We start from the raw sequence: 20,494 nt of genomic DNA on the forward strand, positions 1-20,494 counted from the left end.
ACCCCCGGCGATCGGACTCGGTCGGGTGTGTGACGCGCGCGGTCGTGGCGGGCTGGGCGGCTCGGCTCCATACGCGTCGACGTACCGGTGCCGCGGATAAACCCCCGCCGGAAGCTAAAATCGAGCGTTGAACGGGCCGGCCCGTCGCCGAGACGGGACGCTTTAGGCACCGGCGCGCGGTACCTCGGCTAATGATACTCTCGGACGCCGACATCCTGCGTCGCCTGGAGGCGGGCGACCTGGTCGTCGAGCCCCTGGACGACCCCGACATCCAGATCCAGCCGGCGAGCATCGACCTCCGCCTCGGGCGGGAGTTCCTGGAGTTCCAGCACGCCAACATCCCCTGCATCCACCCCAACTCCGAGGACGAGGTGGCCGACTACGTCGAGGAGACCACCGTCCCCGAGGACGGCGAGTACATCCTCCACCCGGGCGACTTCGTGCTCGGGACGACCCACGAGCGGGTGGCGATCCCGGACGACCTGATCGCCCACGTCGAGGGGCGGTCGTCGCTCGGTCGGCTGGCGATCGTGGTGCACGCCACTGCGGGCCTGTGCGACCCCGGATACCAGGGACAGATCACCCTCGAACTGTCGAACCTCGGCACCGCACCCGTCGCCCTGACGCCGGGGATGCGTATCTCACAGCTGACGTTCACGGAGCTGAAGACCGCCGCCGACCGGCCCTACGGCAGCGAGCGCGGCTCGAAGTACCAGGGCCAGTCCGGGCCGCAGGCGAGCAAGATCCAGGGGGATCGGGAGTTCGGAGGCGACCAATGAGCGACGCTCGTGTCGCGGCGATGTCGGCGAGAAACGACGTGGAGTTCGGAGGCGACCAGTAATGCGGTTCATCGAGGAGGTCGTCGTCGACGAGTTCCTGCCGACGTTCCGCTCGCTGCTGGCCGAGGCCCTGCGGGAGCGGGACCTCACGCAGTCCGAGATCGCGGCGCTGCTCGGGATCAGTCAGAGCGCCGTCTCGAAGTACGTCCACGGCGACGTGGCGCGCAACGAGCAGTTACTCGACCACCGCGGCCTGCGGGAACTCGTCGATCGGCTCGCGGAGGGGCTGGCGAGCGGCGAGATGCGGCCGGTGCAGGCCCTGATCGAGGCCGAGGTGTTCGTCCGCGAACTCGAACAGGGCGGCCTGCTCGCACAGCTCCACGAGGAAGCCGTGCCGGAGCTTGCCGAGTACGAGGGGGAGTTCGCGGTCCACGACCCCGACTCGTCGCTGCGGGCCGCCGAGCGGACTCTCTCGGACGTGCGGCGGGGGCTGCGGGTCCTGGAGAACACGAGCGGGTTCGCGACGCTGATCCCCGCCGTCGGCTCGAACCTCGTACAGGTGCTGCCCGACGGGCGGGACGTCGAGGACGTGGCCGCGGTGCCGGGCCGCATCCTCGACGTGAAGGGGCGAGCGACGATCCCGGCGGACCCGGAGTTCGGCGTCAGCGAGCACGTCGCGACGGTGCTGCTGGCGGCCCGCGAGGCCGGCAGCGACGCGCGGGCGGCGCTGAACGTCCGTTACGACGAGTCGGTCGTGGCGCGGCTCGAGGACGCGGGGCTGACGACCGTCGAGTTCGACGCCGAGGCGTCGCTGGAGCCGGCGATCGCCGCGGCGCTGGCCGACGACCCCGACGCGGACGTGCTGTACCAGACCGGCGGGATGGGCGTCGAACCCGTCGTCTACCTGCTGGGCGGGGACGCGACGGTCGTCGCCGAGCGCGCCCGCGACCTGCTGTGACCGACGCCCAGTCGTTCTACGGCCGGTGGGCGACGCTGTACGACCGGCTGGCGAGCCTCCCCGGCGTGGACTCCTGGCGGGGGCGGGCCGCCGACGCGCTCGCGCTCTCGCCGGGCGACGCCGTCGTCGAGATGGGGTGTGGCTCCGGGGCGAACGTCCCCCACCTCCGCGAGCGGGTGGGGCCGACGGGTCGGGTGGTCGGCCTCGACGTGACCGGCGAGATGCTGGCCCGGGCGCGGACCCACTCCGACCGGACCGGTCCCGAGGTCGACTACCTCCGGGGCGACGCGACTCGCCCGCCGGTCGACGGCGTGGACGCGGTGCTGGCGACGTTCGTGGCCGGGATCTTCCCCGACCCCGCCGGAGCCGTCGACGCGTGGTGTGACTGTGTCGTCCCGGGCGGGCGGGTCGCCCTGTTGAACTTCCAGCGCAGCGACGCGGCGCTGGCCGCGCCGCTGAACGTCGCCTTCGAGGGGTTCGTCCGGCTGTCGGCACCCGGCGACCGGCTCTCCCGGGCGTCCCACGCCAGCGCCTTCGAGCGGCGCGTCCGGGTCGCCCGCGAGCGCCTGACCGAACGCACCGTCGACCGGCGGTACGAGGCGTTCGGCGGCGGCTACCTCGGGCTGGTCTCCGGTCGCGTGGTCTGACCCCGGTGCGGCGGGTCAGGGGCGATACCGCTCGGCGTGGGCCGGGCAGAACTCGGGGTCGCGGAGCTGTGCCCGCACCACGCCGGGCTGGCGGTGGGGGTTCGCGAGCCGACACCGCTCGTCGTCGCAGAACGCCTCGCCGGTCGCCAGGTAGTGGTACGCCTGCAGGACGTACCCCTTCAGCGCCTCGGTCGTCCGGGGGTCGTCGGCGACGAGGAACTCCCCGTCGACCTGTTCCTCCAGCACCTCGCGGGGCGGCGCGTCGCCGGACAGCAGGGCGTGGCGCTGCTGCTCCTCGTAGTACTGTTCGGGCTTGGCGGGGGCCTCGTACAGCCCCGGGACCGAGACCAGCGACGGCTGACCGAGGACGGTCACGCGCTTGTGCCAGCGGCCGTCGTGGTCGCCCCACGTCCCGACCACGCGGTCCACCAGCGGGACGTGGAGGTGGTCGAGGCCGCGTTCGTCGGCCGGCAGGCGCTCGTAGAGCGTCTCCTGGAGCGCCCGGCCGTCGTAGATGACGCCGCCGGCGCGCTCGGGGCGTTCGATGGCCCGCTCCTCGTAGCGGACGGTCCCCAGCATCGTGTTGCCGGTCTCCCGGTCGTCGGGGTCAAGCACCCGTCGGGCGGCGAGGTCCTCTGCCAGGTCGTCGTCGGCGACCCGGGCGAGGAAGCGGTCGCGGACCACGACCTCGGCCCCGACCCGCTCGCGCAGCCAGTCGGCGATGGCGTCGGCGTCCGCCTCGGTCGTCGGCGCGCGCGAGAGCGTGACCTGTTCGACCATACGACCGGGTGGTATCGGCGGGTGATACTGCTTGTGGTCCGATGGGACTACCGGGTGGCGAGACCGGGCAGTCGCTCGGGGTCGGTGACCGGGTCGCCGGGCTCGCCGTCGAGCGCCTCCAGGAACGCTCCGATCGTCCACGTCTGGTCGCCGTCCCGACAGGGGTAGACCGCGACGAGGTCGTCGCCGTCGTAGGCCGCAGCCAGCATCATCGGCGTGGTCAGCACCTCCTCGCTCGCGCCGACGAGCAGCGACGCCGTCCGGGTCTCGAACGGTGGCCGGAGCGTCACGTCGTTGTCCTCCGCCCACGCCTCGAACTCCTCGATGGTGTCGAGCAGGTCGCTGTGTTCGGTCCGCCCGGAGACGACGATCTCCTCGGGCCACGTGGTGATCGAGAAGTCCGCCAGCTTCCCCGCCGCGCGGAGACTGCTCAGCCGATCGATCACCGTCGTCCGGGGGCCACACACCGGCCGCCGCGTCCACAGGTCGACGGTCAGGCCGTCCGGCGACGCCGAGTCGGTGGGCTCGTCCTCGATCGAGTCCGTCTCGCGGCTCCGTTTCGTTCTGTTCGACATAGATTGGTAATCACTAGCGTTTGTCGTCTGAAGAAACATAATCGTTCGTGTGAATACTATATTAGTGGACATATACGGATTAATGGTGTCCGAGACGGAGTGCGCGCCGGCTTTTTGCCCCGCCCGGTCGCAGCGAGCGTATGGACGGCATCGTCTTCTTCGCGACCGAGCGCCACGACGACGTGGTCGGGTTCTACCGGGACCTCGGGGCCGAGGTGTGGCGCGAACAGCCCGACTGCACCATCCTCCGGGCCGGTGGGTTCCGCTTCGGGTTCTGCGCTCGGGACCGCGCCGACACCGAGGGAATCGTGACGTTCGTCTTCGAGGACCGCGAGGGCGTCGACGCGGCCCACGAGTCGCTGGCCGACCCGGGCGACCCGCCGTCGTTCAACGACACTTACGACATCTACCAGTGTTTCGCCGCCGACCCCGAGGGCCGGACGGTCGAGTTCCAGACGTTCGAGTAGGGCCTGGCGGGCACCGGGGCGGGGAGTCAGTCGTCGGCCGAGGCGGCGGCGTCGCGGCTCGTCAGGTCGACCTCGGGGGCGTCGACGTCGAGTTCGTCGAGCGCGACCTGCGCGGCGCGCTTACCGGAGACGAGCATCGCGCCGAAGGTCGGCCCCATCCGCGGGAGGCCGTAGGTGGTCGCCGTCGCCATCCCGGTGACGACGAGGCCGTCGTGGGCGAGCCCGGTGTGTTCGACGACGGCGTCCTCGCTCTCGCCGACCCACATCGAGTCGTGGCCGGGGGAGTCGTGGCCGGGCGCGCCGTAGGTGTCGTCGTCGGTCTGGTCCATCCCCGCGTCGCCGTCCTCGATGCCCGGCGCGTCCAGGACGCCCCGCTCGTCGAGTTTCTTGACCGCCATCGCGTCGTGGCCCGTCGCGTCGATGACCAGATCGGCCTCGACGGCGATGGGGTCGACGCAGGTGATCTCCCGGGGCAGCGCGTGGACCGGCGTCCAGTTCATCACGATGCCGCCGACGCGGTGGTCCTCGCGGATGACGATGTCAGTGAACTCCGTCATGTTCTGCATCTTCGCGCCGGCGTCACAGGCCGCCTTGATGAGGCCCGAACAGGCCTCCGGGCCGTTGGCGACGTACAGCCCCTCGCTGTCCTGGGACCGCTTGAAGTCCACGTCGAGGTCGTCCAGAACTCGCTGGGCCGGGTCCCGGACCGTCACCTTGTTCATCAGGAAGCCGCCGAGCCAGAAGCCGCCGCCGAGGTAGTTGTTCTTCTCGACGACCATGGTCTGGACGCCCCGCTCGGAGAGTTCCTTGGCCGCCATCAGGCCCGAGGGACCGCCGCCGACGACGATGACGTCGGAGTCCGAGAAGTCCATGAACTCGTCGGTCCACTCCTGGCCGATCGCGCGCGTCACTTCCGCCTCGCCCACGTCGCTGAACTGGTCGAAGTCGCTCATACCACCTAGTGATATTCTAGAGTGGTAATAGTCGTTGTGGTGTCCGCTGCCGTCGCTCTCGGCGAGGCGGCCGGCAGAACGTCGGTCGACCGGTCAGCCCCAGGCGTGCAGGCCGGCGGTGGTCAGCACGTTCCGCCCGCCGTCGGGCTGGCAGACCGCCCAGCGCGAGCGGTCGGCGTCCCCGGGGAACAGGTGTTCGGGGACCAGGGGCATCGGGACCGGCGCGTACCCCCCGCGGCGCATCGCCGTCGGCCCGGGGAACCGCTCGACGACCTCCTGGCCCTCCGTCACCTCGAACCGGCCGTCGTCGGCCCGCCGGTAGGCGTGCTGGACGGCGTGTCGGCCCGCGTCGGCCAGCGCGTCGACGTGTTCGAAGACGGCGACCACCTCGGTCCCGACGCTGAGTTCGAGTCGGGGGCGGCCCTCGTCGACCCGGACCTCCCGCCACTGGAGGTCCGCCGCCGGCGCGCGGGCACAGGCGTAGGTACCGTCCGACAGTGGGACCCGATCCGGCCCCTTGTAGAAGTGCCGCCCCTCGGGGCCGGCCTCGGCGACGCAGGCCGGCTCTCCGAGGACGGTGGCGACCACCTGCGTCAGCGTCGTCCCCGTCGACTCGGTGGAGGGGACGACGAACAGGCAGTCGCGGCCCTCGCGGAGCGCGTTCGCGAACCGCGGGACCAGTCCGGCCGGCCCCACGTCGGCCTCCGTCAACGGCTCGATGGCCACCGGCCGCGGGTCGCCGGCGTCGACCAGTCCGACCGCGTCCTCGCCGGGCGTCGCCAGCGCCGGCGGCCCTCGCAGGTCGTCGCGCACGGTCACGTCGTAGCCGGCCCGCTCGCACAGCGCCACGCCGTGGTCCCGGACCGAAGGGTAGACAGGCATTCGACCGATCTAGGGACCGAGCGGACAAGAGCGTCCCGGGGAGCGTCGGGCGCTCGTGTCCGTCTCAGCCCAGGTCGCCCTCGCGGATGGCACGCTCGGCGGCGGCCAGCGCCTCGTCGGCGTCGAACGAGTCGACGGCCTCGCGCTGGGCGTCCGGAGCGCCGGCGAGGTCGCGGGCGTGGTCGGTGACGTTGGGGATCGCCCGGACGATGTTGTCGACGATGGGCACCGTCGCGACCTGTGCCGACCGGCTCAGGGGGTTGAGGTCGACGACGAGCTCGGTCTTGCCCATCTCGCCCAGCGCCTCGGCGCGGTCCCCGTCCTCCAGCGGCACGAGCACCACGTCGGCGTCGCCGATGCCGTCGGCGTCGACCGTCGCGCGCTCGTGGTCCAGCCCGGGGATGCGCCCGTCCGCTTCCAGTCCTCGCACGTCCGTTGCGCCGTGCTCGCGGAGGTAGTCGGCGATGGCCCGCATCCGCTCCTCGGTGCGGTTGAACAGGTTCACCTCCAGGTCAGCGCCGGTCGCGTCGGCCAGTTCGACGAGTTCGCCCGGGACGAGTGCGGCGGCGTTGCCGTTGACCGAGATCACGGCGTGGTCGGCCAGCAGGAGGTGGGCGGCGGCGGCACGCGCGGCCCGGTCGGCGCTGTCGGTGGTCCGCTCGCCCAGCAGGTAGTCGTAGGCCTCGCCCCGACCCTGCGCGATGAGCCCCTGTCGGGAGGTGATCCCGCGGTCGACGCCGGCCTCGATGCGGTGACGGGTCAGCAGCGACTCGTAGCGGGGGTGGCTCTCCGGAACCTCGACCTCGTCGCTCATACACTCCGTAGGCGGGCCGACCGTCGAAAGGTCGTCGGTTCGGATAGGCTACGCCGACTCCGTCTCGACGGTCGCACCGGGGGGATGGATCTCGCAGACGCTGGCGTCGTAGCCGGCGTCGGTCAGCCCCGTCCCCAGCGCGACCACGGTCTCGCCCAGCATCGCCATCGTCGCGTCGCCGCCGGCCTCGGTGACGGCCTCGACGACGGCCCGCACGTCGTCGGTCAGGAGGCCGGCCTCCCGCGAGAACCGCCGCGAGGCCCGGAAGAACGTCGACAGGGTGGGCTCTCGCACCACCGCCGAGAGCGCTCGCTCGCCGGCCGCCGTCAGGTCGTCGGTGTCGTCGCCGACGACCGCGGCCGTCGAAAGTTCCCCCAGCGTGTGGTACTCGACGCGGGCGCGGGCGGGGACGGCGTCGACGTAGTTGTGTTCCGGCCCGCCGGGTTCGAGCCGGAGCGGGACGCCCCCGCGGGCCTGCCCGACCACGTCTCCGAGTCCGGTGCCGGCCTGGACCTCCGCGCCGTGGGCGACCGTGACGAGTTCGTTGTCCGAGAGCCCGCGGTCGAGGGCGGCGTTGGCCGCCAGCGCCGTCCCCAGCGCCATCGCCCCGGAGACGCCGAACCCAGAGCCCAGCGGGAGCGGCGTCTCGGCGGTCACCCGAGCGTCGGCCCGGAGCGCCCCCAGCACGCGCTCGACGGCCGCCATCTCGACGCGCTCGCCGTTCAGCTCGACCCGCGTCTCGCTCGCCGGGGCCACGGTGACCGCGACCCCGTCCGAGAGCGCCAGCCCCCCGCCCCGAGACCCCGTCTCCGTCGGGTCCTCGGCCCGGTCGACGGTGAAAAAGCCCGTGACGTGCCCGGGGACGAACGCGCGTGCCTCCTCGCTCATAGCCGTCCCTTCGGGCACGGGCCGGTTTAACCGTTGGCAGTCGCTCCGCTCACTCCGTCGCCGGTTCGCGCTCGCTCTCGTCGTCGCGGCTCCGTCGGACCGCGTCGCGGGCGTCGGCGACCGTCTCCGTCTCCAGCAGGCGCTCCAGCCGCCGCTCGAACTCGGCCTCGGTGAGCTCGCCGCGGGCGTAGCGGGCCCGGAGTTCGTCCAGCGCGTCCTGCTGGTCGTCGGGCGTGCCGTCCGTCGTCGCCGGAGTCCGCTGTGCCGACCGCTCGGCGTCGGCCTCGTACCACTTTGCCACCCCCTGGAACAGCGGGACCAGCCCGCCGATGAGGATAAACCCCACCCACCAGTAGGACACGTTCAGCGCCAGGAGCACCGCCGCCACGCCGAAGCCGACGACCATCGCCGCGCCGGCGGCGATGGATTCGAGCGGCGAGTCCTCGTCGGCCACCGCGTCGTCGGCGTCGTCCATATCCGTGGTCTGTACCCGATGCGACATATGTCCGACGGTAGCCTTATGTTTACGCAGTCTGCAAACGCATACCCGATGCCGACCATCAGCGCGCGACTCCCCGACGAGGAGAAGGCCGAACTGGACGACGTGGCCGAGCTGCTCTCCGAGGACCGCTCGACGACCATCCGGAAGGCTCTGCGCGAGGGCCTGGAGACGCTCCGCATCCGGGTGGCCGTCGAGCGGTACCAGTCCGGCGACATCTCCGCGGCCGAGGCCGCGCAGATCGCGGACCTCTCGGTCGCCGAGTGGCTAGATGTCGCCCGGGAGCGCAACCTGACCACGCAGCTGGAGCTGTCGGACCTCGAACTCGACGCCGACACGGCGACGGAGCTATGACCCGCATCTACGTCGGGCCGACGGCGCTGTACAACCTCGGTCAGGTGGGCGAGCTCTCCCTGCTGGACGCCTTCGACGGCGACGTCGTCATCCCCGACCCGGTGGTCGACGCCGTCCCGGTGGAACCGACCACGACCAACCTCGAGGACTACCTCGACGGCGGCGACGTGACCGCCGCCGTGGACGACGACCGCGTGGAACAGGCCCGGTCGCTGCTCGGCGCGAAGGACCTCGGTGCCGCCGAGACGGTGCTGGCCGGGGTGCTTGCCAACCGGGACCAGTCCGATCGTTCGGCGGTCGCGGTCGTCTCAGAGGACCGCACCGTCCGCCGGATGGCACAGGGCCTGGGCGCGGAGGTCACCAGCAGCTTCGGCGTCGTCGTCCGGGCCGCCATCGAGGACAAGTACCTCAGTCCGACACAGGCCAAGCGGATCGTCCGTCGGATCGATCAACACGGACTGCACCTGACCGGCGAACTGCGGGAGCGAGCCGTCGGAGAGATCGGCGACTGACTGACGGCCGCGAGCGTCAGCGAGCGGCCGCTTTTTAGCGTAGATTTTTCGGCGGAGCGGTGCCCGCAGCGACCGCAGGGAGCGAGGACACCCGAGGCTGAAAAAGGTACTCCGGCACGGACTGCACCTGACCGGCGAACTGCGGGAGCGAGCCGTCGGCGAGATCGGCGACTGACTGACGGCCGCGAGCCTGCGGCCCGGCGGCGTTCCGGAGCCGGCTGCCGCCGAAATCGACGGTTGAGCGCCGGACGGCCGCGAGCGGGGCGCTGTCCCCGTTCACGCGGCGGCGAGCTCCGAAAGCGTGGGTTTAACACGCCGGACACCAACCGTCGAGGTATGCAGGGTAATCTGCCGCCGGAAGCACAGGAGAAGCTCGAGGAACTGCAGGACCTCCAGGAGACGGCCCAGCAGGTCGCTGCCCAGAAGCAGCAGGCCGAGACGAACCTCCAGGAGTCCCGCACGGCTCTCGAGGAGCTCGAGGACGTCGACGAGGACACGACGATGTACCGCGAGGTCGGCGAGCTGCTCGTCAAGACGGAGTTCGACGAGGCCAAGGACGACCTCGAGGAGAAGGTCGACAGCCTCGAGGTCCGCGTCGAGACCCTCGAGAAGCAGGAGGAGCGCGTCCAGGAGCAGTTCGAGGACCTGCAGGGCGAACTCCAGCAGATGCTCGGTGGCGGCGGTCCCGGCGGTCCGGCCGGCGGTCCCGGTGCCGGCGGCGCGTAAGCGATGCCGACCGACGACGAGGTCGTAGAGACGGCCGCGACCGCGGCCGAAGACGTCGTCTTCTCGCGACTCGACCGCACCGAGGTCGAGGATCTGGACGTGACGGTCACGTTCGAGGACGGGATACTCGAGGTGGACGTGTACGTCAACGCACCGGAGAGCAGACTCGACGAGAAACGGGTGGCCGACGACGCCGCGCTGGCCGCGCGGGCCGCCGTCGACGACCTCCTCTCCTAGCCCGTCCGGTCCTCGGCGAACCCGGTCCTGAACGCGATCCAGCCGAGGACGCTGACGAACAGGATCGGCGGGAGGATCATGAACCCCCACAGCGGGTCCAGTCCCCACCCCAGCAGGAGCGCGAGGTCCAGCAGGCCGATGAACACGAACGGCGCGATGTACTTCGTGGCCCGCCAGCGGTCCATCCCGTCGACCCCGTCGTCGCTCGACAGCAGGTCCTCGGTGGTCCGCTCGGCCTCCTCGGCGCGGCCGTCGTCCATACTCGATCTCGGGGGCCGACGGGCAAAAAGACCGCGTTCCCGTCAGCGCTCCGCCTCGCCGAGCCTCTGCTGGCGGGCGTCGCCGGTCGGCTCCCGCCGCTGGCGCGGCGGCCGGCCGACCAGGTAGCCGTCGGCCCCGTCGTCGGCCCAGGCCGGCGCGTCCTGGACCCAGACCAGCGCCGACGGGCCGCGACAGGCACGCGCCCACTCGCGGGCCAGCGCCTTCGACGGGAACGTCCGGGCCGGCCCCCGGCGGTTGACCCACCGGCCGGCACGAGCGCTGACCCGGCGGGCGGACGGTTTGACCAGCAGGCGATAGGCGTCGTCGGCCACGACCGGGGGCTACGGGTCCCACGCCCGTAAATCGACCGCGGGGTAGCTTTTCATACCCGCGTGCCGAACCAGTGGGTATGGAACACGAGGCCACGGTCGAGGGCGTCGGCATCGGCGTCGGTGAGGACGGGAGCGAGACGCCGGTGGTGCTCGTCCGTGCGCGCGGGGAGATCGTCCCCATCTTCGTCAGCGCCGACCAGGCACAGTCGATGCAGCTGGCCATCAACGGCGAGCCCTTCGAGCGGCCGCTGACACACGACCTGCTGGTCGAGATGGTGGCCGAGTTCGGCGGGGCCATCGACCGGGTCCGCATCGACGACCTCGCCGACGGGACCTTCTACGCGAAGATCGACACCGAGCAGTACACGGAGGACCGCCGCAAGGAGATGGTGTTCGACGCCCGCCCCTCCGACGGTATCGCGGTCGCGCTCCGGGTCGACTGCCCGGTCGTCGTGACCGACGAGGTGGTCGACGCGGCCGGTCGCCCGCCCGAGGAGTTCGACGCCGGCGACGGGAGCCTGGACGCCGGCCGCTGACGGCGAGTCGGACCCGCAAGTTTCTCCACCGTTCGGTGCTCAGCACACGCTATGGGTTACGACGCCGTCATCTTCGACAACGACGGGGTCCTGCTGACGCCGACGAGCCAGCGGACCCACGTCGAGGGGGCGCGGGACGCCTTCGCCCGGGTCGGCGTGACCGACCCGCACCCGGACCACGTCGACGCGATGAGCATCGGCGTCGACGTCGCGGAACTGGAGCGGGTGTGTGAGGCCTACGGGCTCGACCCGTCGTCGTTCTGGTCGGTCCGCGACGCCGCCATCTCCGACGCACAGCGAAGCGATATGACCGACGGGGAGAAACACCCCTACGACGACCTCGACGCGCTGGCCGCGCTCTCGACGCCGCTCGGGGTCGTCTCCTCGAACCAGCGGGCGACCGTCGAGTTCGCCTTCGATCACTTCGGGCTCGCCGACCACTTCGAGACGGTCCACGCGCGAGAACCGACGATCGAGAGCCTCGAACGCAAGAAGCCCGCCCCCCACTACGTCGAGGCCGCACTCGCCGACCTCGGCGTCGACGACGCGCTGTTCGTCGGGGACAACGAGTCCGACGTGGTCGCCGCCGACCGCGCGGGCATCGACTCGGCGTTCATCCGCCGGCCCCACCGCGTCGACGCGGCCCTCTCGGTCACGCCCGACTACGAGGTCTGGGGGCTCGACGACATCGTCGACATCGCCGGCTGAGGCGAACTGGTACGTAGCTGGACACGGACCGTCACCAGCCGGACTCCACCTCGAAATCAGGCTTTCAGGTGCGAGGCGACGACGGGGCGGTATGGACCAGTCGGCGGGGGACCGACCCGGAGAGCAGCGCACACCAGCATCGGTCGACGAGCAACCGCGGGCCTTCCTCGATGCGCTCGTGACTCGGCTCCCGGAGCCGGCGTTGATCGCCGGGGTCGACGGGACCGTCCTGGCGGCCAACGACCACCTCCGGTCGCTCGTCGGGGCACGCCGCGGGACGCTGGTCGGGCGCGCGCTCGCCGACGTCTTCGAGGGGTTGGACCGGACGGACCTCGAACGAAACGCCGCCGCGGACGACGAGACCCTGACCGTCACGCCGGCGGAGCGGGAGCCGCGACGGTGGCTCGACCTCTCGTTCGAGCGCCGCGATACGGGTGGCGAGACCGTCTACCTCGGCGTCGGGCACGACGTGACCGAGCACCACCGGCGGGAGCACCGCCTCGCGGAGTACGAGCGCATCCTCGAGACGATCGAGGACGGCGTCTACACGCTCGACGAGTCGTTCACCATCGAGACGGTCAACAGCGCCGTCACCTCGATGACCGGCCACGACGAGTCCGAACTGATCGGTTCGCCGGCCACGGTCCTGGCCGCGGAGGACGCGCTGGACCAGGCGGCGGCGCTCACGCGGGAACTGCGGCAGGGCGATCGGGACGTGGCGACGCTGACGACCGACCTCGAGACGGCCGACGGGGAGACGCTCCCGATCGAGACCCGGTTCTCCACGTACGAGCGCGACGACGGGAGCTACCGGCACGTCGGTGTCGTCAGGGACGTCTCCGATCGGCGGCAGTTCGCTCGCACGCTGGCCGCACTGCACGACTCGACCCGGCGGCTCTTCGAGGCCGAGACGAAGGCCGAGGTCGCGGGGATCATCGCGGAGACGGCCGAGGAAGTCCTCGGCCTGCCGGGGGCCGCAGTCTACCGCTTCGACCAGACCGAGAACGTCCTGCGACCCGCGGCCACCGCCGGCGTCCTCGCGACGCCCGAGGCCGATCCCGCCGTCGTCGGCCCGGACGGCGGGATCGTGTGGGACGTCTTCGTCGACGACGAGCAGGTGTCCCTCGGGAGCGGCGACTCGTACCGCCCGCTGGGCGACCACGGGGTGCTCTACGCTCAGATCGACCGGGAGGAACGGGACGCGCGCACGCTCGAACTCCTCGAACTGCTCACGAACAGCGCGGAGGCCGCGCTGGCGCGGGTCGACCGGGAGACGGCCCTCCGGGAGCGCGAGTCCGAAATGCGGCGACAGAACGAGGAGCTCAGGCAACTGAAGCAGGTCAACGACATCCTCCGTCGGGTCGACCGCGCCCTGGTCCGTGCGGAGTCCGTCGAGGCCATCGAGCAGGCCGTCTGCGAGGAACTCATCGAGTCCGCCTGGTTCTCGTTCGTCTGGGTGGGCCGCGACGACGGTGCGACCATCGAGCCGCGGACGTGGGCCGGCGAGGCCCCGAGCTACCTGGACGCCGTCTCCCAGTCGATGGGCGGGACCGGCGGCCCGCCGGCGGTCCGGGCGGCACGGACCGGCGAGCCGGTGGTCGTCGACTCCGTCACCGACGACCTGCGGCAGGACCACTGGCGGGCGGAGGCCCTGTCGCGGGACTTCCGGTCGGCCATCAGCGTCCCACTCGAGTACGACGGGTTCCTCTACGGCGTCCTGACGGTGTTCGCCGATCGGACCGAACGCTTCGGGGACCAGCTGGCGTCCGTCTTCGCGGACCTCGGCGAGAGCATCGCCAACGCCATCCAGAAGCTGAACTCGCGGGAGCGCCGGGCCGCCGACAGCGTCGTCGAACTCGACCTCACCGTCGCCGCGCCGGACGCGCCGACGTTCACGATCGCCGAGCGACTCGGCACCGAGGTCGTCTGCGAGGGCGCGGTCCCGACGGCCGAGGGGACCCGACTGTTCCTCGGCGTCCGTGAGACCGATCCGGAAGCGGTGCGGGCGACCGTCGAGTCGATGCGCACGGTGGCGTCGACGTCCTCGGTGTCCGGCGGCGACGTCCACGAGGTGGTCGTCTCCGGGGCGTCGCTGGTCAGGCGGCTCGTCGACCACGGCGGCCGCGTCGTCGAGTTCCGGACCGACGGCGAGACCGCCGACGTGGTCGTCCACCTGGCGACGGGGACCGACGTGCGGACGTTCATCACGCACCTGGAGAGCCGATACGAGACCGTCCGACTGGACGCCCGCCGAGAGCGGGAGACCCACCTCCGGACCGAACAGGGCATCCGGAGCGCGCTGGACGACCGGCTCACGGACCGCCAGCAGGAGGTCCTGCGGACGGCGTACCTGAGCGGCTTCTTCGATTGGCCCCGCGAGACGACCGGCGAGGAGGTCGCCGAGATGCTCGACATCACGCAGCCGACGGTGAACCGCCACCTCCGCGTCGGCGAGCGGAAACTGCTCGATCTGATCCTCGACGAGTGACGGTGACGACTGTCCCGGGGGGCCGCTCTCGGGCAGTCGGTGCGGCTCGGCCACGCGGTAGCCGACACGGGACGGACTGCGATCGTCCGTCGAATCCCCGGTGACCGGCGGCGTCGGTGGCGATCTGGACCCGGTCACGATATGACTAGTGAGTCGGGCCGCCGGCCGTCGACCAGTATAGGCAGAATCAGCATCGCGGCGCGGGCCGTCGACCCAGTCGTCGACAGATGCCACGGAACCACCACGTCTATCCGACCGACGCCGCGGGCCCGCTCAGTCAGACCATCGTCTACGCCGCCGCCGACGCGACGGGGGTCGATCCGACGGAGTTCGACGAGACACTGGCCGACTGTCTCGACCCCGACGCACTCGACCGGGTGTTCGAGAGCGGCGGGCCGGGGACCACCGTCTCGTTCACGTTCGCGGACTGCCGGGTCGTCGTCGAGGACGGAGTGGTGACCGTCACTCCCGTCTCGGACGACCGGAACCCCGGGCGAGCGAGCGCGTAAGCCGTCCTTTCTCCGGCGTGTCGCGGTCTGGTGACCACTCCTCACCGGCGTCCGTCTCCCGGCGAAGGAGCTGCTTATCGAGGGTAGCCGCTCCCTTCCCGGCCGTTCAGCCGACGGGACCGACTGGTACATATCGGGTGTGTACCGGGCGTCGAAAACGACCGTCTCGACCACCAACCCGTCAGAACGCTTTATTGAGTAAGTTCCAGATACCGGAGTGTGATGCACGCACTCGGGGACGCGGCTTGGGGAAGCCGCGATGGACACGGGAGAGACGGCAGCGAAACAGCCGACGAACACCGGGGCGACGGACTCCTATGAGCGCCGGAACCGAGAGCACCGGGGTGGAGAGTCCCGAGGTCGAGCCGACCGAGTTCGTCGAACAGATCCGTAGGGTGACGTTACCGGACCGGATCGAACGCCTGGCCGACGAGTACGATCGGCTGTGTGGCGACCGGGACCGGTTCCTCTGGCGGTGGATCTACTCGCTGTTTCCGGAGTTCACCCTCACCTCGGTCCCCGACGAGCACGCGGCCCACGTCCGAGAGCAGAAGACGGTGCTGACGATGTACGTCACGGCGCTGGACGACCTCGTCGAACACCACGGCGACCGGGAGACCTTCGAGGCCGCACGACGGCTGGTCCGGGAGCCCGGTGCAGTCGATCCCGGGGCCGCCGTCGACGACGACTACTTCGCGTTCGTCGAACGGGCGTGGCGCTCGTTCGTCGACGGCCTCGCCGACGCGCCGCGGTTCGAGGAGTTCGTCGACGTGTTCCAGTACGACTGCCGGCAGACGCTGAACGCGATGGACTACAGCGCCGTCGTCAACGAGAACCCCCGCATCGCCAACCTCGGCGGGGCCGAACACTACGACACCCACAATATGGTGATGTTCCCGTACGCGGACGTGGACCTGATGTACTCACCGGGGTTCGACATCGCCGACTTCGGGACGCTCCGGGACCTGCTGTGGGACCTCCAGGAGATGGCCCGCATCGGGAACTGGCTCACCACCTGGGAACGGGAGGTCGCGGAGGGCGACTACACCGCCGGGATCGTCGTCCTGGCACTGCAGGAGGGCGTCGTCTCCCCCGACGAACTCGAAGGGGCCGAGGCGGACGGCGAGGTGGTCGGACGCATCAAGGCCGCCGACCTCGAACGGCGGTTCCGCGACCGCTGGGCCGAGCGGTACCGCTCCGTCCGGGACCGTGAGTTCGACACGGACAGCGTCGATCTGGACGCGCTGGTCGCGGGGATGGAGACGGTGTTCCAGTACCACGTGGCGAGCCGCGGCCACAAGTGACGGGCGCGCGATCGGCCGCTTAACGACCGCTCCGCGACGTATCGGCCGGCCGATCACCGGCCCGGCGCGTCCGGTCGCTATCTGTATAGCGTCTCAACTCAGGGGGAACTATCAGTGTAGTCAGAAGGGGCTTTGCGTCGGGACGGTATGGCCCGATAAGGGAGACCATTAATGCCAGCAACGGAGCGCGTATACACGACATCTCCGTCCGAACCGCTCAGTCAGACAGTCGTCTACGCCGTCGCGGACACGAGAGGCGTCGAGCCGACGGCCCTCGACGAGACGCTGTACGACTGTATCGACCCCGACGCGCTCGACACGCTGTTCGAGTCGACCGACCGCGTCCACGACGGTCGACTGACCTTCACCATGTGTGACTGTCGGGTCGAGGTCGACGGCAGTACCGGCACGGTCGTCGTGACCGACTGCCGCGACGAACCGATCACCGCCGAAATCACGGCCTGATTCTCCGGTACTCGACTGGCGTTTCCGATACTATCGGTTATGACGATGAAACGATCCTGCCGATCATACGGTCACAACATCCATCTGCTGGGGTAGGAATAACTCCCGGCTGACGGATGACGTTCAGTACGGTTCGCGCGTCGCTGACCGATCGGCCGGCTCATTCTGGCACTCGACGTACCGTTCAACCACGTTCTCCGCCCACTGACTACGGAACTGCGGCATAAACTCGCTACCGTCTTGATGACGGCGATCGACACGCTCCCAGGCATTTTCTGCCGCCGCCTGGACCGTTTCGGGCGAGAGAGACCTGAGTATCGATTCGGCCGCATCGCGCGCTTCGTCCCGGTTCCGATCGGGTTCACGTTCCAGTAACTCGTCTTCGATGGCACGCAACAAGCTCTCACAGCTCTCGAAATCGATGGTCTCCGCTGCGTGTCGGCTGCTGAAACGGGACTCTATACCGTCAGCTGAACGGCCCCGCGCGAGCCAGTCCATATCCGACGGGTCAGTCAGGTCAAGCCCCATATCCGTATGTATCAATCATCTCTCACACAATATAAAATCTTGGTGCACGCTTACTGTTCGGTACAAAGCCTCCGAAGATGTGAATCGAGTTCGTTAAGGGTTGAGACATCCGAGACTCCGATAATATCTCTGTATCTGTCGAACCAGTTCCAAACTCTCGATCGGGCTTCCGGGTTAGCTATCGTGGCCCCACTCTTAGCAGTGGTCGCGAGTAGCGTTGCAATTTCGTCGTGTTCGTCCCGCCCAAATCGGTAGGGATCAAGGAGGGGGGCGAACACTGGTTCGTTGCTACGCGGGAGGGTAACATTACGTCGATCCACCGTATCCGAAATGTCACCCCGAATCTGAACTTCGGCGTCTTTGAATCCGACGCTACCATCTTGGGTAAATTTCAGAATAAAATCTGGAGCAAACAATACCGACGATCGATCGACAACGGTCTCGAATACTGCCAAACCGTACTTCCGCGCGATTACCGGGTCAGTAGTGAAGTTACTGACACAATTGAGGGTGAGATCGAGGTGCCGATCGGATGGGTTCGTCACCACTTCACATACGAAATCAACTATAGCGTGGCGAAGCCCGCGGTACACTCGAATCGTCTCATCGAACTCGCGTTGGAGGAACTCCTGGGTCGCTTTGTAAAATCGAGCGACGAGCTGCTCGTCCTCCCTACAAGGATCAATACCAAGCAGATCGCCATTCCGGACGCCACACTCTATGTCGTGTGCTGCTTGCATCGCGAGCGAGTGGGACCGAGCGTAATTTCCGTAGCTTGAGCGCTTCCAGTCCCAGATACGTCCGAGGTGCAGACGGACACATCTGTCGTTGAAACACTCGTAGAGTCCGTCCACGAACTGTCTCTGTGCCGACTCACTAATCGCGGGGTATGGTTCGGCGGTCTGACCGTTGAAAGACAATTCGGGATCGACAGATTCCGTCTGCCAGTCAGAGATATTTTCAACCATACGATAAATATGAATTAGTAGTGGGTGACACACGGAGATTATAAAGATTATGGTCGGAGATGAGCGCTGTTTGGTTACGTGCTACCGGGGCCGCGAATCGCAGGACACCACAGTGTGGTGGCCGAGACACCAGTGAGCAGACAGCGAGCGCTGGCGGCGTCTTTTGAACTGGTCCCAAGTTCAATTGTGATCTCAGATTGCGTCAGTCCTAATCCCCGCTGAGTTAGTTCGACACTACGCGAGGGAACGACAATCAGACGAAAATACGGGCGAGGAAAGCTGGTCAGTCGTCGGCGACGAGCGTCTCGTCCCCGTCGACGACGAGGCGGTCCATCGCGTCGACCATCGCCCGGACCGAGGCCCGGGTGATGTCCGAGTCGCTGGCCGAGACGGTGACGTGGTCGTCGCCGCGGGACATCTCGATCTGGACGGTGACGATGGCGTCGGTCCCGCCCGTGATCGCGTCGACGTGGTAGTCCTCCAGCGTGGCGTCGGCGGCGTGAGACAGCGCCGTCTCGGTCGCGTTCATCGCGGCGTCGACCGGTCCCGAGCCGGTCGCGGCCTCCTTGCGCTCCTCGCCGTCGACCGACAGCCGGACGCTCGCGGTCGGCGTGTCCGCACCGGACATCGCGTTGAGTTCCAGCAGTTCGACCCGCCGCTCGCCGGCCTGGCCCGTCACCTCGTCGGCGATGGTCAGCAGGTCGGCGTCGGTGACCCGCTTGCCGCGGTCGCCGATCTCCTTGACCCGCGAGACGATCTCGGCGAGCTGGTCGTCGCTGACCTCGACGTCGTGCTCGTCGAGGGCCGCCTTCACGCCGGCGCGACCGGCGTGTTTCCCGAGCGCGAGGCGGCGCTCCCGACCCACCTTCTCCGGCGGGTACGGCTCGTACATCGCGTCGTCTTTCAGCGTGCCGTCGGTGTGGATACCCGACTCGTGGGTGAAGGCGTTCTGCCCGACGACGGCCTTGTTCGGGGCCAGCGGGATGCCGGTCCGGTTGGCGATGAGGTCCGCGAGGTCGTACACCTCGGGCAGTGCCATCGTCTCGACGCCGTAGCCGTGGTCTAACGCGATGGCGACCTCCTCCAGGGCGACGTTGCCGGCCCGCTCGCCGATGCCGTTGATGGTGCCGTGGACGAGGTCCGCGCCGGCGGCGATCGACACGAGGGCGTTCGTGACTGCGAGCCCGAGGTCGTCGTGGGTGTGCGTGCTCACGGGGCCGAGTTCCGAGAGCCGCGAGACGCACTCGAGCGCGCGGTCGGGCGTCGCGTGGCCGACGGTGTCGGCCCAGCAGACCCGGTCGGCCCCGGCGTCCAGCGCCGCCCCGAGCAGTTCGACGAGGTAGTCCAGGTCCGCCCGCGAGCCGTCCTCGCCGATGACCTCGATCCACAGCCCGTGGTCGACGGCGTACTCGACGAGCGAGACGGTGTTCTCGACGTTCTCCGCGCGGGAGGTGCCGACCTTCCGCTCGACGTGCCTGTCGCTTGCGGGGACGACGAGGTTGATCCCGTCGACGCCACACTCCAGCGCCAGGTCGATGTCGTTGCGGATGCCACGGCAGAAGCTCGTCACCGTCGCGTCGAGGTCGAGCCCGGCCACCCGGGAGATGGTCTCGCGCTCGCCCGGCCCCGTACAGGCGCTGCCGGCCTCGATCACGTCGATCTCGGCGGCGTCGAGCTTCCGGGCGATGTCGGCCTTGTCGCCGGGCGTCAGCGAGACGCCCGGGGCCTGCTCCCCGTCGCGCAGCGTCGTGTCGAGAAACTGTACCTCACCGACCTCGTCGAGGGGACGCGTCGCTGGGTGGTCCCCGAATAGCGTGTACTGGCTCACAGAAGGGTCACTTCCATCACTTCGCTGGACGAATTTCGCGCCCAGCCGCCTCGCGGCGACTTCCTCTATCCTCCGTCGGGTGTTCCGACATAGTGGTAGCTACTCCGACCCTCACCGTCTAAAGTGTGGCGGAAACCGTGCGAGAGCGTGGACGCCGCCGCGAGCGAGCGGCAGCCGCCTCCTGCCGGCGTGTGTACCCGCGGCTGCCGACGGGCCTGGACGGAAGATTTTCCTGGGGCTTCGTCGAGTCGGCCCGTGACCTCCGTCTCGAACAGCCGCTCGGTCCGTGACCTCCTGCTCGTCGTCGTGTTCCAACTGGGCGTCGGTCTCGTTCTGGTCGCCGACGCCGCGAACGCTGCCCGGGGCTACGGGACGTTGCTCGGGGACGTCGGCCAGCTAGTCGGCGGGCTGACGGCACTCGGTGCGCTCCTCGTGCTGGCCGCGGGGTCGGCACCGAGCGAGTCGGCCGAACCGGCGGAGTGACGCCAGCACGCGG

27 protein-coding genes are annotated in these 20,494 nt (G+C 69.4%); 15 read left to right on the forward strand and 12 right to left on the reverse strand.

All coding sequences use genetic code 11. The features are described 5' to 3' along the window. Positions 1 to 191: 191 nt before the first annotated feature. The 3 genes from dcd to P0592_RS11820 all read left to right on the forward strand — a co-directional run bounded on the left by dcd (position 192) and on the right by P0592_RS11820 (position 2,384). Positions 192 to 779, forward strand: a complete 588-nt coding sequence (dcd, locus tag P0592_RS11810) for a dCTP deaminase (RefSeq protein WP_276271087.1) — start codon at positions 192 to 194, stop codon at positions 777 to 779. 61 nt (positions 780 to 840) lie between these two features. Next, positions 841 to 1,737: a thiamine-phosphate synthase family protein gene (locus tag P0592_RS11815; RefSeq protein WP_276271088.1), complete on the forward strand. Its 897-nt coding sequence runs from the start codon at positions 841 to 843 to the stop codon at positions 1,735 to 1,737. Further along, on the forward strand, positions 1,734 to 2,384 hold the full coding sequence (locus P0592_RS11820) for a class I SAM-dependent methyltransferase (RefSeq protein WP_276271089.1): 651 nt from the start codon (positions 1,734 to 1,736) through the stop codon (positions 2,382 to 2,384). Before P0592_RS11815 ends, P0592_RS11820 begins: the two co-directional genes overlap by 4 nt. 15 nt (positions 2,385 to 2,399) lie before the next feature. Here the strand turns inward: P0592_RS11820 and P0592_RS11825 are convergent, their stop codons facing one another. Further along, a complete protein-coding gene (locus tag P0592_RS11825) occupies positions 2,400 to 3,164 on the reverse strand; it encodes a DUF7001 family protein (RefSeq protein ID WP_276271090.1) in 765 nt (254 codons plus the stop codon). 47 nt (positions 3,165 to 3,211) lie between these two features. Continuing rightward, positions 3,212 to 3,739, reverse strand: a complete 528-nt coding sequence (locus tag P0592_RS11830; protein WP_276271091.1) for an HTH domain-containing protein — start codon at positions 3,737 to 3,739, stop codon at positions 3,212 to 3,214. Positions 3,740 to 3,879: 140 nt separating this feature from the next. On the opposite strand from P0592_RS11830, the gene P0592_RS11835 reads away from it, so the two are divergent. After that, on the forward strand, positions 3,880 to 4,206 hold the full coding sequence (locus P0592_RS11835) for a VOC family protein (protein WP_276271092.1): 327 nt from the start codon (positions 3,880 to 3,882) through the stop codon (positions 4,204 to 4,206). Positions 4,207 to 4,232: 26 nt separating this feature from the next. On the opposite strand, the gene P0592_RS11840 is transcribed toward P0592_RS11835, so the two are convergent. The 5 genes from P0592_RS11840 to P0592_RS11860 all read right to left on the reverse strand — a co-directional run bounded on the left by P0592_RS11840 (position 4,233) and on the right by P0592_RS11860 (position 8,218). Then, entirely contained in the window at positions 4,233 to 5,159 is a 927-nt protein-coding gene (locus tag P0592_RS11840) for a sulfide-dependent adenosine diphosphate thiazole synthase (RefSeq protein ID WP_276271093.1), read from the reverse strand. 93 nt (positions 5,160 to 5,252) lie between these two features. Beyond that, positions 5,253 to 6,041, reverse strand: a complete 789-nt coding sequence (locus tag P0592_RS11845) for a hypothetical protein (RefSeq protein ID WP_276271094.1) — start codon at positions 6,039 to 6,041, stop codon at positions 5,253 to 5,255. A gap of 64 nt (positions 6,042 to 6,105) precedes the next feature. Next, positions 6,106 to 6,855 carry a 4-phosphopantoate--beta-alanine ligase gene (locus tag P0592_RS11850; protein WP_276271095.1) on the reverse strand — a complete coding sequence of 250 codons (750 nt, stop codon included), beginning with the start codon at positions 6,853 to 6,855 and terminating at the stop codon, positions 6,106 to 6,108. A gap of 48 nt (positions 6,856 to 6,903) precedes the next feature. Next, on the reverse strand, positions 6,904 to 7,743 hold the full coding sequence (locus tag P0592_RS11855) for a pantoate kinase (protein ID WP_276271096.1): 840 nt from the start codon (positions 7,741 to 7,743) through the stop codon (positions 6,904 to 6,906). A 49-nt stretch (positions 7,744 to 7,792) separates the two neighbouring features. Further along, positions 7,793 to 8,218, reverse strand: a complete 426-nt coding sequence (locus P0592_RS11860; protein ID WP_276271097.1) for an SHOCT domain-containing protein — start codon at positions 8,216 to 8,218, stop codon at positions 7,793 to 7,795. 75 nt (positions 8,219 to 8,293) lie between these two features. Here P0592_RS11860 and P0592_RS11865 point away from each other — a divergent pair, with 75 nt between their 5' ends. The 4 genes from P0592_RS11865 (at position 8,294) to P0592_RS11880 (ending at position 10,071) form a co-directional block, all read left to right on the forward strand. Next, entirely contained in the window at positions 8,294 to 8,596 is a 303-nt protein-coding gene (locus tag P0592_RS11865; protein ID WP_276271098.1) for a UPF0175 family protein, read from the forward strand. Continuing rightward, on the forward strand, positions 8,593 to 9,108 hold the full coding sequence (locus tag P0592_RS11870) for a PIN domain-containing protein (RefSeq protein WP_276271099.1): 516 nt from the start codon (positions 8,593 to 8,595) through the stop codon (positions 9,106 to 9,108). The genes P0592_RS11865 and P0592_RS11870 overlap by 4 nt, the downstream gene beginning before the upstream one ends. Before the next feature lie 336 nt (positions 9,109 to 9,444). Continuing rightward, positions 9,445 to 9,834, forward strand: a complete 390-nt coding sequence (locus tag P0592_RS11875; RefSeq protein ID WP_276271100.1) for a prefoldin subunit beta — start codon at positions 9,445 to 9,447, stop codon at positions 9,832 to 9,834. 3 nt (positions 9,835 to 9,837) lie between these two features. Next, the gene (locus P0592_RS11880; protein ID WP_276271101.1) at positions 9,838 to 10,071 is read left to right on the forward strand and encodes a DUF3194 domain-containing protein; all 234 of its coding nucleotides are present in this window, start codon (positions 9,838 to 9,840) and stop codon (positions 10,069 to 10,071) included. Here P0592_RS11880 and P0592_RS11885 read toward each other — a convergent pair. Next, on the reverse strand, positions 10,068 to 10,331 hold the full coding sequence (locus P0592_RS11885; RefSeq protein WP_419181099.1) for a DUF8142 family protein: 264 nt from the start codon (positions 10,329 to 10,331) through the stop codon (positions 10,068 to 10,070). The genes P0592_RS11880 and P0592_RS11885 overlap by 4 nt on opposite strands. Positions 10,332 to 10,373: 42 nt before the next feature. Then, positions 10,374 to 10,664, reverse strand: a complete 291-nt coding sequence (locus P0592_RS11890; RefSeq protein WP_276271102.1) for a DUF8081 domain-containing protein — start codon at positions 10,662 to 10,664, stop codon at positions 10,374 to 10,376. A 77-nt stretch (positions 10,665 to 10,741) separates the two neighbouring features. Between P0592_RS11890 and P0592_RS11895 the strand changes: the two genes are divergently transcribed. The 6 genes from P0592_RS11895 (at position 10,742) to P0592_RS11920 (ending at position 16,674) form a co-directional block, all read left to right on the forward strand. Beyond that, a complete protein-coding gene (locus P0592_RS11895; protein WP_276271103.1) occupies positions 10,742 to 11,200 on the forward strand; it encodes a bifunctional nuclease family protein in 459 nt (152 codons plus the stop codon). A 51-nt stretch (positions 11,201 to 11,251) separates the two neighbouring features. Further along, on the forward strand, positions 11,252 to 11,908 hold the full coding sequence (locus P0592_RS11900; protein WP_276271104.1) for an HAD family hydrolase: 657 nt from the start codon (positions 11,252 to 11,254) through the stop codon (positions 11,906 to 11,908). A gap of 91 nt (positions 11,909 to 11,999) precedes the next feature. Beyond that, positions 12,000 to 14,396, forward strand: coding sequence for a bacterio-opsin activator domain-containing protein (locus tag P0592_RS11905; RefSeq protein WP_276271105.1), 2,397 nt, complete (start codon positions 12,000 to 12,002; stop codon positions 14,394 to 14,396). 227 nt (positions 14,397 to 14,623) lie between these two features. Beyond that, entirely contained in the window at positions 14,624 to 14,905 is a 282-nt protein-coding gene (locus tag P0592_RS11910) for a HalOD1 output domain-containing protein (protein ID WP_276271106.1), read from the forward strand. A gap of 317 nt (positions 14,906 to 15,222) precedes the next feature. Continuing rightward, entirely contained in the window at positions 15,223 to 16,209 is a 987-nt protein-coding gene (locus tag P0592_RS11915; RefSeq protein ID WP_276271107.1) for a terpene synthase family protein, read from the forward strand. A gap of 171 nt (positions 16,210 to 16,380) precedes the next feature. Continuing rightward, positions 16,381 to 16,674, forward strand: a complete 294-nt coding sequence (locus P0592_RS11920) for a HalOD1 output domain-containing protein (protein WP_276271108.1) — start codon at positions 16,381 to 16,383, stop codon at positions 16,672 to 16,674. Positions 16,675 to 16,797: 123 nt separating this feature from the next. On the opposite strand, the gene P0592_RS11925 is transcribed toward P0592_RS11920, so the two are convergent. From P0592_RS11925 to P0592_RS11935, 3 genes are all read right to left on the reverse strand, one after another. Next, positions 16,798 to 17,202, reverse strand: a complete 405-nt coding sequence (locus tag P0592_RS11925; protein WP_276271109.1) for a hypothetical protein — start codon at positions 17,200 to 17,202, stop codon at positions 16,798 to 16,800. 50 nt (positions 17,203 to 17,252) lie between these two features. Then, positions 17,253 to 17,942: an NAD(+)--dinitrogen-reductase ADP-D-ribosyltransferase gene (locus tag P0592_RS11930; RefSeq protein ID WP_276271110.1), complete on the reverse strand. Its 690-nt coding sequence runs from the start codon at positions 17,940 to 17,942 to the stop codon at positions 17,253 to 17,255. A 511-nt stretch (positions 17,943 to 18,453) separates the two neighbouring features. After that, positions 18,454 to 19,998: a (R)-citramalate synthase gene (locus P0592_RS11935; protein ID WP_276271111.1), complete on the reverse strand. Its 1,545-nt coding sequence runs from the start codon at positions 19,996 to 19,998 to the stop codon at positions 18,454 to 18,456. 255 nt (positions 19,999 to 20,253) lie between these two features. On the opposite strand from P0592_RS11935, the gene P0592_RS11940 reads away from it, so the two are divergent. Next, positions 20,254 to 20,481: a hypothetical protein gene (locus P0592_RS11940; protein ID WP_276271112.1), complete on the forward strand. Its 228-nt coding sequence runs from the start codon at positions 20,254 to 20,256 to the stop codon at positions 20,479 to 20,481. Positions 20,482 to 20,494 lie beyond the last annotated feature (13 nt).

It is taken from the genome of Haloarcula litorea, assembly GCF_029338195.1.
In the GTDB taxonomy this organism is placed as follows: domain Archaea; phylum Halobacteriota; class Halobacteria; order Halobacteriales; family Haloarculaceae; genus Haloarcula; species Haloarcula litorea.

Bases quoted from the DNA above. Each gene is read 5' to 3' on its own strand.
- P0592_RS11910 (WP_276271106.1), top strand. From the start codon at position 14,624: ATGCCACGGAACCACCACGTCTATCCGACCGACGCCGCGGGCCCGCTC.
- P0592_RS11905 (WP_276271105.1), top strand. From the start codon at position 12,000: ATGGACCAGTCGGCGGGGGACCGACCCGGAGAGCAGCGCACACCAGCA.
- P0592_RS11870 (WP_276271099.1), top strand. From the start codon at position 8,593: ATGACCCGCATCTACGTCGGGCCGACGGCGCTGTACAACCTCGGTCAG.
- P0592_RS11845 (WP_276271094.1), bottom strand. From the start codon at position 6,041: ATGCCTGTCTACCCTTCGGTCCGGGACCACGGCGTGGCGCTGTGCGAG.
- P0592_RS11865 (WP_276271098.1), top strand. From the start codon at position 8,294: ATGCCGACCATCAGCGCGCGACTCCCCGACGAGGAGAAGGCCGAACTG.
- P0592_RS11855 (WP_276271096.1), bottom strand. From the start codon at position 7,743: ATGAGCGAGGAGGCACGCGCGTTCGTCCCCGGGCACGTCACGGGCTTT.
- P0592_RS11825 (WP_276271090.1), bottom strand. From the start codon at position 3,164: ATGGTCGAACAGGTCACGCTCTCGCGCGCGCCGACGACCGAGGCGGAC.
- P0592_RS11930 (WP_276271110.1), bottom strand. From the start codon at position 17,942: ATGCAAGCAGCACACGACATAGAGTGTGGCGTCCGGAATGGCGATCTG.
- P0592_RS11915 (WP_276271107.1), top strand. From the start codon at position 15,223: ATGAGCGCCGGAACCGAGAGCACCGGGGTGGAGAGTCCCGAGGTCGAG.
- P0592_RS11850 (WP_276271095.1), bottom strand. From the start codon at position 6,855: ATGAGCGACGAGGTCGAGGTTCCGGAGAGCCACCCCCGCTACGAGTCG.
- P0592_RS11895 (WP_276271103.1), top strand. From the start codon at position 10,742: ATGGAACACGAGGCCACGGTCGAGGGCGTCGGCATCGGCGTCGGTGAG.
- P0592_RS11815 (WP_276271088.1), top strand. From the start codon at position 841: ATGCGGTTCATCGAGGAGGTCGTCGTCGACGAGTTCCTGCCGACGTTC.
- P0592_RS11875 (WP_276271100.1), top strand. From the start codon at position 9,445: ATGCAGGGTAATCTGCCGCCGGAAGCACAGGAGAAGCTCGAGGAACTG.
- dcd (WP_276271087.1), top strand. From the start codon at position 192: ATGATACTCTCGGACGCCGACATCCTGCGTCGCCTGGAGGCGGGCGAC.
- P0592_RS11840 (WP_276271093.1), bottom strand. From the start codon at position 5,159: ATGAGCGACTTCGACCAGTTCAGCGACGTGGGCGAGGCGGAAGTGACG.
- P0592_RS11885 (WP_419181099.1), bottom strand. From the start codon at position 10,331: ATGGACGACGGCCGCGCCGAGGAGGCCGAGCGGACCACCGAGGACCTG.
- P0592_RS11920 (WP_276271108.1), top strand. From the start codon at position 16,381: ATGCCAGCAACGGAGCGCGTATACACGACATCTCCGTCCGAACCGCTC.
- P0592_RS11925 (WP_276271109.1), bottom strand. From the start codon at position 17,202: ATGGGGCTTGACCTGACTGACCCGTCGGATATGGACTGGCTCGCGCGG.
- P0592_RS11880 (WP_276271101.1), top strand. From the start codon at position 9,838: ATGCCGACCGACGACGAGGTCGTAGAGACGGCCGCGACCGCGGCCGAA.
- P0592_RS11835 (WP_276271092.1), top strand. From the start codon at position 3,880: ATGGACGGCATCGTCTTCTTCGCGACCGAGCGCCACGACGACGTGGTC.
- P0592_RS11900 (WP_276271104.1), top strand. From the start codon at position 11,252: ATGGGTTACGACGCCGTCATCTTCGACAACGACGGGGTCCTGCTGACG.
- P0592_RS11860 (WP_276271097.1), bottom strand. From the start codon at position 8,218: ATGGACGACGCCGACGACGCGGTGGCCGACGAGGACTCGCCGCTCGAA.
- P0592_RS11830 (WP_276271091.1), bottom strand. From the start codon at position 3,739: ATGTCGAACAGAACGAAACGGAGCCGCGAGACGGACTCGATCGAGGAC.